This is a genomic window from Amycolatopsis sp. DG1A-15b (assembly GCF_030285645.1).
In the GTDB taxonomy this organism is placed as follows: Bacteria; Actinomycetota; Actinomycetes; order Mycobacteriales; family Pseudonocardiaceae; genus Amycolatopsis.
This window is the reverse complement of sequence record NZ_CP127296.1, coordinates 7,297,470-7,310,724: the sequence shown is the minus strand read 5'-3', so window position 1 is coordinate 7,310,724 and position 13,255 is coordinate 7,297,470. Positions and strand designations below refer to the sequence as shown.

The window sequence follows — 13,255 nt, the reverse complement described above, 5'->3', positions numbered from 1 at the left end:
GGTTGGATTATCAACCAACGGCACAGTAGGGTGGGGTTGTCCGCACGGGAGCCCGAGGAACGGGCTGAGAGGGAGCTGCCGCTCCGACCGTGGAACCTGATCCGGGTCATGCCGGCGCAGGGAGCGTGATTCCATGACGAACCTGGCAGTGGTGGGCGGCGGCGTGATCGGCCTGTCCGCCGCGTGGCGCGCCGCCGCGAAAGGCCACCAAGTCACCCTCTACGACCCCGAACCCGTCCGCGGTGGGGCGTCCTGGCTGGCCGGCGGCATGCTCGCCCCGGTCACCGAGGCGTGGCCGGGCGAGGAGGACGTCCTCCGCCTCGGCGAAGAGTCGCTCAGACGGTGGCCGGATTTCGCGCGTGACCTCGGTAAAGAGGGCGCCGACCCGGGGCTGGCCGGGCACGGGACGCTCGTCGTCGCCTTCGACAGCGCCGACGCCGGCCACCTGGACATCCTGGCCGGCCACCTGCACTCGCTCGGCCGCGCGGCCGAGCGGCTCACCGGGCGGGAGGTCAAGCGGCTCGAACCCGGTGCCGGATCCGTCCGAAGTGGACTCCACGTGCCCGGTGACCTGGCCGTGGACAACCGGAAACTGCTCGAGGCGCTGTACGCGGCCTGCGTCAACCACCAGGTCCGGTTCGTCCGCGAGCGCGTCGAGGAACTCCCGGACGCCGAAGCCGTCGTGCTCGCCGCGGGTGCCTGGACCGGGCGGCTGCACCCGGCGCTCGCCGACGCCGTCCGCCCGCTCAAGGGCGAAATCCTCCGGCTCAGGCCCCGCCGCGGCTGCTTGCCACCGCCCACGCACACCGTCCGCGCCGTCGTCGAAGGCCGGCCGATCTACCTCGTCCCGCGCGGCGACCAGGAGCTGGTCCTCGGCGCCACCCAGTACGAGGCCGGTTTCGACCAGGCCGTCACCGCTCGCGGCGTGCGCGAGCTGCTCGAAGGCGCCGAACGCGTCTTCCCCGCGATCACCGAGTACGAGCTGACCGAGACCGCCGCCGGCCTGCGGGCCGGCAGCCGGGACGCGCTGCCGTACCTCGGCGTCTTGGACGGCAGTGTTTTTGCCGCGACCGGGCACCACCGCAACGGCCTGCTGATGGCCCCGGTGACCGCGGACGCCGTGGTCGCCTGGCTCGAGGGGGAGAAGCCGCCGGAAGGCACCGAAGCGGCGTCCCCCGCCCGCCTGCACCAGAAGGAGCACGTGTGATGGAGATCAAGCTGAACGGCGAGTGGACGGCGTTCCCGGACGACGCGACCGTCGCCGACGTCCTCGACGCCTCCGGCGGACAGCGGCCCGGCATCGCCGTCGCGGTCGACGGCGTCGTCGTCCGCCGCGCCGACTGGGCGGCCACCGCCGTGCCCAAGGGAGCGGTCCTCGACGTGCTCACCGCGGTCCAGGGAGGCTGACATGGACGAAGCACCACTGGTCATCGGCACCTGCAAGCTGACGTCCCGGCTGATCATCGGCACCGGCGGCGCGGCCAACCTCGCCGTGCTGGAACGCGCGCTGGTCGCGTCCGGCACCGAGCTGACCACCGTCGCCATGCGCCGCGCCGACGCCGAGGGCGGCTCCGGCGTCCTCGAACTCCTCAACAGGCTCGGCATCGAACTGCTGCCGAACACGGCGGGCTGCCGGACGGCCGCCGAAGCCGTGCTCACCGCGCAGCTCGCGCGGGAGGCGCTGGAAACCGACCTGATCAAGCTCGAGGTGCACGCCGACGACCGGACGCTGCTGCCGGACCCGTTCGAAACGCTCGACGCCGCCGAACGGCTGGCCGCCGACGGGTTCACCGTGTTCGCCTACACGAACGACGACCCGGTGCTCGCGCTGCGCCTGGAGGAAGCCGGCTGCGCCGCGGTGATGCCGCTGGGCGCGCCGATCGGCACCGGTCTCGGCATCCGCAATCCGCACAACATCGAGCTGATCGTTTCGCGGGCGGGCGTTCCGGTGATCCTGGACGCCGGAATCGGCACGGCCTCGGACGCGACGCTGGCGATGGAGCTCGGCTGCGACGCGGTCCTGCTGTCCACCGCGGTCACCCGGGCGGCCGATCCCGAGCGGATGGCCGCGGCGATGCGCGCGGGTGTCGTGGCCGGGCGGCTGGCCCGCGAGGCCGGGCGCGTGCCGCAGCGCTTCTGGGCGCAGGCGTCGAGCCCGCCCCGGTGAACTGCTGCTTTCGGGGGCTCTGGGTGGCGGAGCCCCCGGCCCGGGGCGAAGCCCCGGTATGACGCCGTGGTGGCTTAACGCGGAGCGTCACTGCGAGCCCGTAAGGTGGACGGCACTTTCCGGCGCACCCGCGGCGGGGCGAAGGTAGAAGGAGCCAGCCGTGACGAGCACATCGGTCCAGGACGTCTCGGGCAGGTTGTACCTCGCGGTGGGCAGGTTGTCCCGGTCACTGCGGCAGGCGGGTGTCCCGGGGCCGGGCCACGGCGCCCTCTCGGCGCTGGCGACGCTGGTGCACGCGGGCCAGCTGCGGCTCGGCGACCTCGCGGCCAAGGAGGGCGTGGCCGCGGCGACGATGTCGCGGATCATCGCGTCCCTGGTCGAGGCGGGGTACGTCAGCCGCGAGTCCGACCCGGTCGACCGCCGGGCCTGGCTGGCGAAGGCGACCGAAGAGGGCGAGCGGCTCGTGTCCGGCGTCCGGTCGACGCGGGTGCAGGAGCTGAACCGCCGCCTCGACCGGCTCTCGCCCGAGCACCGCGAGGCCCTGACGGCGGCGATCCCGGCGCTCGAGGCCCTGATCGCGGACGACTAGGACGAGCCTCGGTGTGGTGCGCCGGCTGAGCGGGTACACCCGCAGCACGCTGGTCGACCGTCGACCGGAACACCTGGGGAGGTAGGCGTGGTGGACTCGACGCTGGCCGCGATTTGGTTTCCCGATGGCCCGATGGGCGGCGTGCTCGTGGTGATCGCTCTCGTGGCTGTGATCGGGGGGACCATCATGAGCCGTCGGGCCCGGAAGAAGCGCTGATCGCGGACCACTAAGCGGCTTTCTGCCGCAGCTCGGCCAGTTCCGCGCGCAGGGCGCGGAGCTCGTCGAGGATCTCCTGGTTGGCCGCGGCCTGCGTTTCGGCCTGCTTCGCCTCTTCCTCGCGGATGTCCTGGCGCAGCTCGTCCTCCATGCCGCTGACCACGACGGCGATGAAGAGGTTCAGCACCGCGAAGCTGGACACCAGGATGTAGACGACGAAGAAGATCCAGGCCATCGGCGCCTGTTCCATGATGGTCTTCGCGATGTCCGGCCACGCCTCGCCGGTCATCACCTGGAACAGGGTGAACAGGGACGTGCCGAGGTCGCCGAAGTCGCCGGGGTCGATGGTGCCGAACAGCTTCGTCGCCATCACCCCCGCCACGAAGATGATCAGCGCGAGCAGTGCCGCGATCGACGCCATCCCGGGGATCGCGGCGAGCAGGCCGGAGACGACCTTCCGCATCGACGGCACGACGGAGATCAGCCGCAGGACGCGCAACACGCGCAACGACCGCAGCACCGCGAACGGCCCGGTCGCCGGGATCACCGCGATGCCGACCACCAGCAGGTCGAAGACGTTCCAGTTGTCGCGGAAGAAGCTGCCGCGGTAGGCGTAGAACTTGGCCAGCAGCTCGGCGACGAAAATGCCCAGCGCGAGGTGGTCGAGGGCGTGCAGCAGGGAACCGTAGCCGTCCATCAGCGACGTGGACGTCTCCATGCCGAGGGTGACCGCGTTGAAGACGATCACCGCGATGATGAAGTTCTGGAAGCGGCGGTCCTCCAGGACCTTCGCCACCCGATCGCGCCCGGTCAAGGCCGCCCCCTGCTTCGGTCAAGGATCAGTAAACGCAGGGATGGTAACCGGGCGGGTACTCAGCGCTCCTCGGGCGCCAGCCGCCAGAAGGCCGAAACCGGGCCGACCTTGGCGCCCATCGGGTAGGCGTGCTCGACCGCGTGCGAGACGAACCACTTGCCGTAGCGCGCGGCCTCGACCACGGACATCCCCTTGGCCAGGCCCGCGGTGAGCGCCGACGCCATCGTGTCGCCCGCGCCGTGCGTGTGCGGGGTCGGGTACCGCTGCCCCGGCAGCTCCACGAACGTCGAGCCGTCGAACAGCAGGTCCACGCACTCCGGGTCGGCCTGCAGGTGCCCGCTCTTGACCAGGACGTACCGGGGGCCCATCCGGTGCAGCACGACGGCCGCGGTGTGCATGCCCTCGCGGTCCTTCACAGCCATTCCGGTGAGCAGCCGGACCTCGTCGAGGTTGGGGGTCAGCACGGTCGCGCGCGGCAGCAGCTCGTCGCGCAGCGCCACCAGCCCGGCTTCGTCGAACAGCGGGTGGCCGTGCATCGACGCCGCGACCGGGTCCACGACGAACGGGATCTTCGCGTCGCGCCCGATTTCGGCGTTGTCGCACGCCGCCGCGACGGCGTGGATGATCTCCGCCGAGGCCAGCATGCCGGTCTTGGCCGCGCCGACGCCCATGTCCGCCGCCACGGCCTCGATCTGCCCGGCCACGATGTGCGGCGGCAGGTCGGCGCGGTCGTGCACGCCCAAGGTGTTCTGCACGGTGACGGCGGTGACCGCGACCAGGCCATGCACGCCGCAGGTCAGGAACGTGCGCAGGTCCGCCTGCAGCCCGGCGGCGCCGCCGGAGTCCGACCCCGCGATGGTGAGCGCGGAGGGAGGGCTCGTGGTCATGGTGGTTTCCCGACTTCTGGTCTAGGCCAACCGGCCGCACTTTCTTCATCAACAGTCAACCACGGTGGCACATTGTGGGGGCTACTCACCAGTTCACGGGCGAAGGAGCCTGGATGAAGCTCTTCTCGGTGGTCCTCCTCACGGCCGCTCTCACGCTCTCCGGAGCGACCGCCGCCAGTGCGGACAGTCCCAAGCTCTCTCACGTCACGACGGTCGGTGTGCACAACACCTACGACCCTGCGGCCTACGACTACCTCGCCCGGGCCCTCGACGCCGGGTCGTCGCTGATCGAGCTCGACGTCTGGCCGGACTTCTTCACCCACGAATGGAAGGTCAGCCACTCGAACCCGTTGGGGAACCAGAACAACTGCGTCGCCGCGACTTCGGCGTCGCAGCTGTACTCCGGCGGCAAGAACAAGAACCTGGAGTACTGCCTCGACGACATCCGGATCTGGCTGGCCGCGCACCCCGGGCACACGCCGATCACGCTCAAGCTCGAGATGAAGACCGGCTTCTCGGACAACACCGGCCTGGGCCCGGACGAGCTGGACGCCACGTTCCGGGCGCACCTCGGCAGCGTCGCGTTCCGCCCGGCCGAGCTGCTCGGTGGTTACGCGACGCTCGACGACGCGGCCAAGGCGGACAACTGGCCGTCCGTGGACGCGTTGCGGGGCCGGGTGATCACCGAGATCATCCCGGGCACGGTCGAGGAGGGGAACCCGACCGACACGCTGAAGACCGACGTCGAGTACGCGCGCTACCTGGCCGGCCTGAAGAACGCGGGCAAGCTCGGCGACGCGAACATCTTCCCGACCGTGCACGGCGCGGCCGGCGGTGACCCGCGGGACAAGTACACCGCCGACCTCAAGCCGTGGTTCGTGGTCTTCGACGGGGACGCGAACGCGTGGGTGACCCAGACCGGGCCGTGGTGGTACGACGCCAACCACTACTACGTCGTGATGACCGACGCGCAGAACGTCGCGCCGGCCATCGACGGCCACAACCCGACGGTCGACCAGGCCAACCAGCGCGTCGCCGACCTGGCGAAGCAGCACGCGTCGGTGGTCACCGCGGACTGGACCGGGCTCACGACGGTGCTGCCGCAGGTGCTCGCGCGCGGTTAGACCGTCAGCACGAGCTTGCCGGAGACCCGGCCCGACTCACCCAGCTCGTGCGCCTTGGCGGCGTCCTCCAGCGGGAAGGTCTGCTCGACGCGGACCTTCAGCTGACCGGCCTCGATGAGTTCGACGAGGCCGGTCAGCCCGCCGCGGTCGGGTTCGACGAGAATCCGCTTCGTGGTGACGCCGCGTTCGGCGGCGGCCGCCTCGACCCGGTCGGCGACCCCGCTGGGCACGCCGATCAGCAGGCCGCCCTCCTTGATGGCGGGCAGCCAGCGCAGGTCGCTGTCCTCGCCGACCAGTCCGAAGTAGACGTCCACATCGGACGTGGTGGCCGCGCGCCACGGGCCTTGGCGATCTGCACGGCGAGGTGGCCGACCCCGCCCGCGGCGGCGTCGACGAACACCCGCTGGCCCGGCCGGACGTCGGCGACGTCCGGCCAGTCCCTGCCACGCGGTCAGCCCGGCCAGCGGCAGGGCAGCGGCCCTCCTGGACGCCGGTCGCGCCGAAGCCGGCCTCCTCGACGACACCGGCGACGTCCCAGCCGACGGTGAACGGCGGCTCGCCGAGGAACCCGCCGCCGCGCCGCACCTTCCAGTCGACCGGGTTGACCGCGGCTGCGTGTACTCGCACCAGGACCTCCGTCGGCCCGGGTTCGGGGCGCGGTGCCTCGGTGACGCGGAGCACCTCCGGCCCGCCGGCCGACGGTGGAGTACGCGCTGACGGAGATTGGCTCCGAGGTGGGCGCGCACCTGATCGCGTTGAGCACGTGGAGCCAGGCGAACTTCGCCCGCATCCGTTCGGCCCGCGAGGAGTACGACGGCCGCGAACTCCAGCCGGTCCGCTGACCCGTAATTCGCGTGAGTACAGCCGTGATTCGCGTGACTGAGGCCGTAACTCGCGAGTTCCGGCTCCAATCACGCGAGTTCCGGCTTGGATCACGCGAGTTACGGGTTCAGCACCCAGAACGGCGAGACCGGCCCCACGCCGGCGCCCAGCGGATAGGCCTCCGCCACGCACCGCTCGATGAACTTCTTCCCCGCCGCCACGGCGTCCGGTACCGAAGCGCCCTTCGCGAGCGACGCCGTGATCGCCGACGCCAAGGTGTCGCCGCCGCCGTGGGTGTTCTCCGTCTCGTAGCGCGGCCCGCTGAGGGAGATGAACTCCCGGCCGTCCGAGAGCAGGTCCACGCAGTCCGCGGTGCCCGTCATGTGGCCACCCTTGACCAGGACCCACTGCGAGCCGAACTCCAGCAGGGCTTCGGCGGCCGAACGCTGCGAAGCCGGGTCCACGACCGAAACGCCCGTCAGCAGCCGGACCTCGTCGAGGTTCGGCGTGATCAGCGTCGCGCGCGGGAACAACTCCGTGCGGATCGCCTCCAGGGCGTCCTCTCGCAGCAGCGGGTCACCCGTCATCGAGGCCGCGACCGGGTCGACCACGAACGGCCCGACCTCGACCTCGTCCAGGGTCTTCGCCACCGAGCGGATGATCTCGGCCGTCGCCAGCATGCCCGTCTTCGCGGCGTTGACACCCATGTCCGACGCCACGGCCTTGATCTGCGCGGTGACGACGTCGGCCGGGATCTCCGTGAAACCCTGCACGCCCAGCGAGTTCTGCACGGTGACCGCCGTCAGCGCGACGAGCCCGTGTACCCCGTGCGCGAAGAAGGTCCGCAGGTCGGCCTGGATGCCCGCACCACCGCCGGAGTCCGATCCGGCGATGGTGAGGGCGGTCCTCGGTGTCACGGCTGCACCACCGGCAGGTACACCTGGCCGCCGGACTCGGTGAACTCCGCCGACTTCGAAGCCATGCCGGCCTCGATGGCCTCCACAGTGGACAGACCGTGCTCTTCGGCGTACTTGCGGACGTCCTGCGTGATCCGCATCGAGCAGAACTTCGGGCCGCACATCGAGCAGAAGTGCGCGGTCTTGGCCGGCTCGGCGGGCAGCGTTTCGTCGTGGAACGAGCGTGCGGTGTCCGGGTCCAGCGACAGGTTGAACTGGTCGTTCCAGCGGAACTCGAAGCGCGCCTTGGACAGCTCGTCGTCCCACTCCTGCGCGTACTTGTGCCCCTTGGCCAGGTCCGCGGCGTGCGCGGCGATCTTGTACGTGATCACGCCCGTTTTGACGTCGTCGCGGTTGGGCAGGCCCAGGTGCTCCTTCGGCGTCACGTAACACAGCATCGCCGTGCCGTACCAGCCGATCTGCGCCGCGCCGATGGCCGACGTGATGTGGTCGTACGCCGGGGCGATGTCCGTCGCGAGCGGGCCGAGGGTGTAGAACGGCGCTTCACCGCACAGCTTTTCCTCGAGCTCCACGTTCTCCTTGATCTTGTGCATCGGCACGTGACCGGGGCCCTCGATCATCACCTGGACGTCGTGCGAACGCGCGATGTGCGTCAGCTCACCGAGGGTTTCCAGCTCGGCGAACTGGGCGCGGTCGTTGGCGTCGGCGATCGAGCCCGGACGCAGGCCGTCGCCCAGGGAGAACGTGACGTCGTACTGCCGGAGGATCTCGCAGAGTTCCTCGAAGTGCGTGTACAAAAAGGACTCTTGGTGGTGCGCGAGGCACCAGGCGGCCATGATCGACCCGCCGCGGCTGACGATGCCGGTGACGCGCCGCGCGGTCAGCGGGATGTAGCGCAGCAGCACGCCGGCGTGCACGGTGACGTAGTCGACACCCTGCTCGCACTGCTCGATGATGGTGTCGCGGTACACCTCCCACGACAGCTTTTCCGGTTCGCCGTCGACCTTTTCCAGCGCCTGGTAGATCGGCACGGTGCCGACCGGGACCGGCGAGTTGCGGATGATCCACTCGCGCGTCTCGTGGATCCGCTTGCCGGTGGAGAGGTCCATGATCGTGTCGGCGCCCCAGCGGGTGGCCCACACCATCTTGTCGACCTCTTCCTCGACCGACGACCAGACGGCCGAGTTGCCCATGTTGGCGTTGATCTTCACCAGGAAGTTCTTGCCGATGATCATCGGCTCGGTCTCGGGGTGCTTGCGGTTGGCGGGGATCACCGCGCGGCCGCGGGCGACCTCGTCGCGCACGAATTCCGGCGAAACCCGTTCGCGGGCCGCGATGTACTCCATTTCGCGGGTGATGACGCCCTGTTTGGCCCAGCCGAGCTGGGTGTTGTGCTCGCGCCCGTCGGCCCAGCCGGCCCGGAGCCGGTGAAGTCCACTGTGGACGTCGATCTCGACGTCCGGGTCCGTGTACGGGCCCGACGTGTCGTAAACGTCGAACTGCTCGCCATTGGAGAGATCGATCCGCCGGACGGGGACGCGGAGCCCGGATTCCGTCTGCTGGTAAGCCTTGTGCGAGCCGGTGATCGGCCCGGTGGTCACCTTTACGGCAGCATTGTTCTCTAGCGTCGTCAACGACTTCACTCCCTACGCCGGCATTACCCGGTCAGGTTCATGCGGTCGGTGACGCCTGCGAAACGCAAGTCACCCTCTCAGCCCGCCATGGCGCGAGCTCCCGCGTTGCTGTTGTGCCCCGACCATGCCACGCCGAAGCGCGATACTCAAGTCTCCTCACCTCACCCGACCAACTCGGCCGGGGTCGCGTAGACGTCGACCATGGCGCCGTTGCGCAGCACGGTGATCGGCAGTGCGGTGCCGATCACTTCCGCGAACAGCTGCCGCTGGATGCCTTGGGCGTCCGAGACGCGGGTGCGCCCGACGGTCAGCACGAGGTCGCCGGCGCGCAGGCCCGCCCGCTCGGCCGGGCCGCCGGACACGACTTCGCGCACCCGCAGCCCGGCGCGCTGCCCGGTGCGCTCGGCGATGTCGTCCGGCAGTGGCGCGGGCACCCCGACGACGCCGAGGTACGCGCGCCGCACCCGGCCCTCGACGACGAGCGTGTCGATGATCCGCCGCGTCGTCGGGTTGATCGGCACGGCGAGCCCGAGCCCGACCCCGGCGACGGCGGTGTTGATGCCGACGACCCGCCCGGCGGAGTCGGCGAGCGCGCCGCCGGAGTTGCCGGGGTTGAGGGCGGCGTCGGTCTGGATGACGTCCTCGATCACGCGGGTGGTGCGCCCCTGCCGGACCGGCAGCGCCCGCCCGAGCGCGCTGACGACCCCGGCGGTGACGGTCCCGGAGAACCCGAGCGGATTCCCGACGGCCACGACGAGCTGCCCGACGACGAGCCGGTCGGCGTCGCCGAGCACGGCGGCCGCCGGTGTCCCGCCCCGCGCCCGCAGCACGGCGAGGTCGGAGAGCGGATCGGCGCCGACGACGTCGAAGGGCACTTCGCTGCCGTCGGCGAAGGTGACGGCTCCCCGCCGGTGGTCGCTGACGACGTGGGCGTTGGTGAGCAGGTGGCCGTCGTCGGCGAAGACGACGGCCGAGCCGCTGCCCCGCGCGAGCTGCACCCCGGCGACGTGCGGGGTGACGGTCTTGGCGACCGTGCTGACCGCGCGCGAATAGGCGTCCATCGCGTCGTCCATGCGCACCTCGATTACAGCGTTGCAGGTACTACAAGTTTGCGCCCGGTTCGGCGGGAAGTCCGTTCGCTGCTGGTGAACCGGGCCGGCGGACCAGTGACGGTCAGTGGTTCACCGGATCGGACCATGCGCCGGTGAAGGATCGGCGGCAGACTCCCAAGTCGCTCTGTAACGGTGCAGAAGCGATCTTCTGTGGGGTTGATATGCGCAAACTCATCTTCGGCGCCCTCGCCGGGCTGCTGGTCACCGGTCTGATCCCGGCGACCGCGGCGGCGCAAGGGGAGGCTCCCGGTGCGCCCGGGGCCCATCCCAGCTGGCTACCGGCGAACAAAACCGGGTTCGGGACCGCGCACGACCGGTCCAGCAACGTCTGGTTCACCCTCCAGGGCGGGCAGCTGTCCGAGGTCTACTACCCGGACCTGTCCACGCCCAGCATCCGCTCGATGGACTTCGTCGTCACGGACGGCCGCAGCTTCGCCGTCACCGACTACTCGGCGAAGTCGCAGCAGGTCCGGCGGACCGACGACGACAGTCTGGCTTACGAGCAGACCGTCACCGACGACCAGCACCGCTGGCGCCTCCGCAAGACCTACGTCACCGACCCGGGCGCCACGACCGTGCTGGTGGACGTCGACTTCCAGTCGCTCACCGGGCGGCCCTACCAGCTCTACGCGGTCGCCGACCCGGACCTCACCAACGACGGCTCCGACGACTCGGCCGCCCGCGCACGTGACGCCGTCACCGCGCAGGACGCCTCGAACGCCACCGCGCTCACCGCGAAGCCCGCGTTCACCGCGACCAGCGTCGGCTACGCGGGCGCGTCCGACGGGAACACCCAGCTCGCCAAGACGTTCAAGCTCGGCCAATACGACACCGCGGCCAGGGGCAACGTCGTGCTGACCGGCCGGACGAGCGCCGACGGCGTCCGCGACCGGCACGTCACCGTCGCCCTCGGCATGGGTGCGAAGGCCGGCGACGCGCTCAAGAGCGCGCAGGCGTCGCAGCGACGCGGCTTCCGCGACATCGCGCGGGCCTACGACCGCGGCTGGCAGCAGTATCTGCGCGGGGTCGCCAAGCCGCCGTCGTCGCTGAAGACCGGCGCCGAGCGCGACCTCTACCAGGCGTCGATGCTGACGCTCGCCGCGAGCGAGGACAAGCACCACCCCGGCGCCTTCATCGCATCGCCGAGCATGCCGTGGCGGTTCGGGAACAACGACCCGGAGTGGTCGCCGTCGGGCACCTACCACCTGGTCTGGCCGCGTGACCTCTACCAGATCGCGACCGGGCTGGCCGCCGGCGGCGACACGGCCGCCGCGAACCGCGCCGTGACGTACATGTTCGGCACGCAGCAGCAGCCCGACGGGCACCTGCCGCAGAACAGCCGGGTCGACGGCGTGCCGTACTGGACGTCGATCCAGCTCGACGAGACCGCGTTCCCGATCGTGCTGGCCCAGCAGCTCGGCCGGAACGACCTGTGGCCCGGCGTCCGCAAGGCCGCCGATTTCATCCTCGGCTACCGGGGCCCGGACGGGCAGCCGTCGCCGTACACCCAGCAGGAGCGGTGGGAGGAGCAGGACGGCTGGTCCCCGTCGACCATCGCCTCGGTGATCGCCGGGCTCGTCTGCGCCGCGGACATCGCTTCGCACAACGGCGCGGCCGCCGACGCCGCGCGCTACCTCGCCGCGGCCGACAAGATGAAGGCCGACCTGCCCAAGCAGACGATCACCACGAACGGGCCGCTGTCGAAGGACCCGTACTTCGTCCGGCTCACCAAGGACGCGAACGCGAACGCCGGAACGACGTACAACCTCGGCAACTCGAGCGTGACGATGGACCAGCGCGCGGTCACCGACGCGGGCTTCCTCGACCTGGTCCGGCTCGGCGTCTACCGCGCGGACGACCCGGTGATCCGCAACAGCATCCGGGTGACCGACAAGGACATCGCCTTCACCACACCGACCGGCCAGTTCTGGCATCGCTACACGAAGGACGGCTACGGCGAGCAGGCCGACGGCTCGCCGTGGGACTACACGTTCCCGGCGGAGAGCCGCACGACGTTCGGCCGGCTCTGGCCGCTGCTCGCCGGCGAACGCGGCGAGTACGAACTGGCGCTCGGCGACCCGTCGTCGGCCGCGCGGCGGCTGCGTCACCTCGGCCGGGTGAGCAGCTCGGCGGAGACCATGCCGGAGCAGGTGTGGGACGAGAACCCGCCGTCCGGGCAGACCGGCTTCCCGGCCGGCACGCCCACGACGTCGGCGACCCCGCTGGCCTGGACGCACGCCCAGTACGTCCGGCTCGCCTGGGACGTCAAGGCGGGCTCGGTCCTGGAGACGCCTCGAGTGGTCCGCTGCCACTTCCTCGGCTGCTGAAAACGGCGAAGGGCCCCTCGTGCGCGAGGGGCCCTTCGTGGTCTCAGATGACGGCGCCGTCGTCCTCGGGGGTCCGCGGCGGCAGCCACGAGTTGCCCGGCACGCCCCACTTGTTGGACTTCAGCATCTTCTTCGCGGCGCGCGCGTGCCGCCCGACCAGGCGGTCGAGGTAGATGTACCCGTCCAGGTGATCGGTCTCGTGCTGCAGGCAGCGCGCGAAGTAACCGGTGCCCTCGACCTCGATCGGGTTGCCCTCGATGTCCGAGCCGGTCACCTTCGCCCACTTGGCCCGGCCGGTCGGGTACGACTCGCCGGGTGCCGAGAGGCAGCCCTCCCAGTCGTCGTCCGGGTCCGGCATGGTCTCCGGGATCTCCGACGTCTCGAGCTTCGGGTTGACCACGACGCCCTTGTGCCGCACGCCTTCGTCGTCCGGGCAGTCGTAGACGAACACCCGCAGATCGAGGCCGATCTGGTTGGCCGCGAGGCCGACGCCCTCGGCCGCGTACATCGTCTCGAACATGTCGTCCACGAGCGTGCGCAGCTTCTCGTCGAACTCGGTGATCTCCCGAGTCGGCTGGTGCAGCACGGGTTCGCCGGCGATAACGATGGGGTGGATGGTCACGGCGAGCCAGTTTAGTCGGACCCT

Annotated in this window: 13 protein-coding genes, 1 pseudogene and 2 riboswitches; of the genes and pseudogenes, 7 read left to right on the top strand and 7 right to left on the bottom strand. The window is 70.6% G+C overall.

Translation table 11 applies throughout. The features are described 5' to 3' along the window. Positions 1-34: 34 nt before the first annotated feature. Positions 35-140, top strand: a riboswitch (TPP riboswitch). The 5 genes from thiO (at position 134) to QRY02_RS33550 (ending at position 2,972) form a co-directional block, all read left to right on the top strand. Further along, positions 134-1,207 (top strand): glycine oxidase ThiO, encoded by a 1,074-nt coding sequence (thiO, locus tag QRY02_RS33570; protein WP_285986812.1) that lies wholly within the window; start codon positions 134-136, stop codon positions 1,205-1,207. It overlaps the preceding riboswitch by 7 nt. Next, positions 1,207-1,407 carry a sulfur carrier protein ThiS gene (gene thiS, locus QRY02_RS33565; protein ID WP_285986811.1) on the top strand — a complete coding sequence of 67 codons (201 nt, stop codon included), beginning with the start codon at positions 1,207-1,209 and terminating at the stop codon, positions 1,405-1,407. The genes thiO and thiS overlap by 1 nt, the downstream gene beginning before the upstream one ends. A gap of 1 nt (position 1,408) precedes the next feature. After that, entirely contained in the window at positions 1,409-2,167 is a 759-nt protein-coding gene (locus QRY02_RS33560; protein ID WP_285986810.1) for a thiazole synthase, read from the top strand. A gap of 160 nt (positions 2,168-2,327) precedes the next feature. Next, positions 2,328-2,756, top strand: coding sequence for a MarR family winged helix-turn-helix transcriptional regulator (locus tag QRY02_RS33555; protein ID WP_103336361.1), 429 nt, complete (start codon positions 2,328-2,330; stop codon positions 2,754-2,756). Positions 2,757-2,843: 87 nt separating this feature from the next. Beyond that, positions 2,844-2,972, top strand: a complete 129-nt coding sequence (locus tag QRY02_RS33550) for a hypothetical protein (protein ID WP_285986809.1) — start codon at positions 2,844-2,846, stop codon at positions 2,970-2,972. A gap of 10 nt (positions 2,973-2,982) precedes the next feature. Here QRY02_RS33550 and QRY02_RS33545 read toward each other — a convergent pair whose 3' ends face one another. Together QRY02_RS33545 and thiD (QRY02_RS33540) are read right to left on the bottom strand one after the other, a co-directional pair. After that, positions 2,983-3,786 (bottom strand): ion transporter, encoded by an 804-nt coding sequence (locus QRY02_RS33545; RefSeq protein WP_285986808.1) that lies wholly within the window; start codon positions 3,784-3,786, stop codon positions 2,983-2,985. Positions 3,787-3,845: 59 nt separating this feature from the next. Then, on the bottom strand, positions 3,846-4,673 hold the full coding sequence (gene thiD, locus QRY02_RS33540) for a bifunctional hydroxymethylpyrimidine kinase/phosphomethylpyrimidine kinase (RefSeq protein WP_285986807.1): 828 nt from the start codon (positions 4,671-4,673) through the stop codon (positions 3,846-3,848). Between the two features lie 113 nt (positions 4,674-4,786). On the opposite strand from thiD (QRY02_RS33540), the gene QRY02_RS33535 reads away from it, so the two are divergent. Then, the gene (locus QRY02_RS33535; protein WP_285986806.1) at positions 4,787-5,797 is read left to right on the top strand and encodes a phosphatidylinositol-specific phospholipase C domain-containing protein; all 1,011 of its coding nucleotides are present in this window, start codon (positions 4,787-4,789) and stop codon (positions 5,795-5,797) included. Here QRY02_RS33535 and QRY02_RS33530 read toward each other — a convergent pair. The 4 genes and pseudogenes from QRY02_RS33530 to QRY02_RS33515 all read right to left on the bottom strand — a co-directional run bounded on the left by QRY02_RS33530 (position 5,794) and on the right by QRY02_RS33515 (position 10,243). Then, a pseudogene (locus tag QRY02_RS33530) lies at positions 5,794-6,478 on the bottom strand (NADP-dependent oxidoreductase). The gene QRY02_RS33535 and the pseudogene QRY02_RS33530 sit on opposite strands and share 4 nt — an antisense overlap. Before the next feature lie 260 nt (positions 6,479-6,738). Next, complete coding sequence (gene thiD, locus QRY02_RS33525; protein WP_285986805.1) at positions 6,739-7,536, bottom strand: bifunctional hydroxymethylpyrimidine kinase/phosphomethylpyrimidine kinase; 798 nt, start codon at positions 7,534-7,536, stop codon at positions 6,739-6,741. After that, entirely contained in the window at positions 7,533-9,170 is a 1,638-nt protein-coding gene (gene thiC / locus QRY02_RS33520; RefSeq protein ID WP_034284127.1) for a phosphomethylpyrimidine synthase ThiC, read from the bottom strand. The genes thiD (QRY02_RS33525) and thiC overlap by 4 nt, the downstream gene beginning before the upstream one ends. After that, a riboswitch (TPP riboswitch) is annotated at positions 9,164-9,284 on the bottom strand. (Overlaps the previous gene by 7 nt.) 47 nt (positions 9,285-9,331) lie before the next feature. Continuing rightward, positions 9,332-10,243: a S1C family serine protease gene (locus QRY02_RS33515; RefSeq protein WP_285986804.1), complete on the bottom strand. Its 912-nt coding sequence runs from the start codon at positions 10,241-10,243 to the stop codon at positions 9,332-9,334. Positions 10,244-10,443: 200 nt separating this feature from the next. Between QRY02_RS33515 and QRY02_RS33510 the strand changes: the two genes are divergently transcribed. After that, positions 10,444-12,609 (top strand): glycoside hydrolase family 15 protein, encoded by a 2,166-nt coding sequence (locus tag QRY02_RS33510; protein WP_285986803.1) that lies wholly within the window; start codon positions 10,444-10,446, stop codon positions 12,607-12,609. A 43-nt stretch (positions 12,610-12,652) separates the two neighbouring features. On the opposite strand, the gene QRY02_RS33505 is transcribed toward QRY02_RS33510, so the two are convergent. After that, positions 12,653-13,231: a peptide deformylase gene (locus tag QRY02_RS33505; RefSeq protein WP_086841440.1), complete on the bottom strand. Its 579-nt coding sequence runs from the start codon at positions 13,229-13,231 to the stop codon at positions 12,653-12,655. Positions 13,232-13,255 lie beyond the last annotated feature (24 nt).

What these genes read in the sequence shown, in the direction of transcription:
- QRY02_RS33535 (WP_285986806.1), top strand. Translation starts at nt 4,787, where the DNA reads ATGAAGCTCTTCTCGGTGGTCCTCCTCACGGCCGCTCTCACGCTCTCC.
- QRY02_RS33510 (WP_285986803.1), top strand. Translation starts at nt 10,444, where the DNA reads ATGCGCAAACTCATCTTCGGCGCCCTCGCCGGGCTGCTGGTCACCGGT.
- thiO (WP_285986812.1), top strand. Translation starts at nt 134, where the DNA reads ATGACGAACCTGGCAGTGGTGGGCGGCGGCGTGATCGGCCTGTCCGCC.
- thiD (WP_285986807.1), bottom strand. Translation starts at nt 4,673, where the DNA reads ATGACCACGAGCCCTCCCTCCGCGCTCACCATCGCGGGGTCGGACTCC.
- QRY02_RS33560 (WP_285986810.1), top strand. Translation starts at nt 1,409, where the DNA reads ATGGACGAAGCACCACTGGTCATCGGCACCTGCAAGCTGACGTCCCGG.
- thiS (WP_285986811.1), top strand. Translation starts at nt 1,207, where the DNA reads ATGGAGATCAAGCTGAACGGCGAGTGGACGGCGTTCCCGGACGACGCG.
- QRY02_RS33515 (WP_285986804.1), bottom strand. Translation starts at nt 10,243, where the DNA reads ATGGACGACGCGATGGACGCCTATTCGCGCGCGGTCAGCACGGTCGCC.